This is a genomic window from Bacteroides sp. LFL-34 (genome assembly GCF_027257075.1).
Taxonomy (GTDB): domain Bacteria; phylum Bacteroidota; class Bacteroidia; order Bacteroidales; family Bacteroidaceae; genus Bacteroides; species Bacteroides ovatus.
Window position 1 is genome coordinate 1 of record NZ_JAPQKZ010000169.1, and the last position, 555, is coordinate 555.

Consider the following 555-nt stretch of genomic DNA (forward strand, 5'->3'; position numbering starts at 1 on the left):
CGGGTAATGAAATTCTCCTCTTTTATTTCCGCACGGATAATCAGTTCGGATTTCACACGGTTGGCACGGATCTTCGCCGTGGCAAGGTTCTCGGCTTCACTGCCCAGTGAATTACAGTAGCCGTCAACCAATAGCGGCAGCTTGCCGTCAAGAATTGTGGTTTTGTTGTTTTCGATACATTCCAACAGACGGGCAAGTTCCGTGTCATTGCCATTCCAAGGCACGTAGAACATGTCCTTCTGCGGAACGAACCGGAAGGTGTAGGTCGTGTCTGCTTTCTGCTGCGCAATGACAGGAAAAGTTACCGTCATCAGCCACAGAAACAGGGTAAGAAAAGTGATTTTTCTGCTCATATAAACTTGAATTTATTATCTTTGTCTTCTCCAAAGGTAATAAATGCCAAAAATATTACAAAAACTTTTTCTGTTGAAATACTGCGTTTTATAAAAATTGTCGTTTGAGCACTTTTCAAATTGTCGTTTGAGCACTTTTTTTGTCGAATTAGCACTTTTTTGTCGCTTGAGCACTTTTTGAAAATGAGCTTCTGAGACCTTT

Annotated in this window: 1 protein-coding gene and 1 pseudogene; both read right to left on the bottom strand. The window is 41.6% G+C overall.

The annotated features are described in order from the left end of the window. Nucleotides 1-353, bottom strand: a pseudogene (locus N5O98_RS27415) (DUF3575 domain-containing protein); the annotation flags it as partial. Then, on the bottom strand, nucleotides 350-555 hold a 206-nt coding region (locus N5O98_RS27420; protein ID WP_269496315.1), incomplete at its 5' end, for a hypothetical protein. The pseudogene N5O98_RS27415 and the gene N5O98_RS27420, both read right to left, overlap by 4 nt.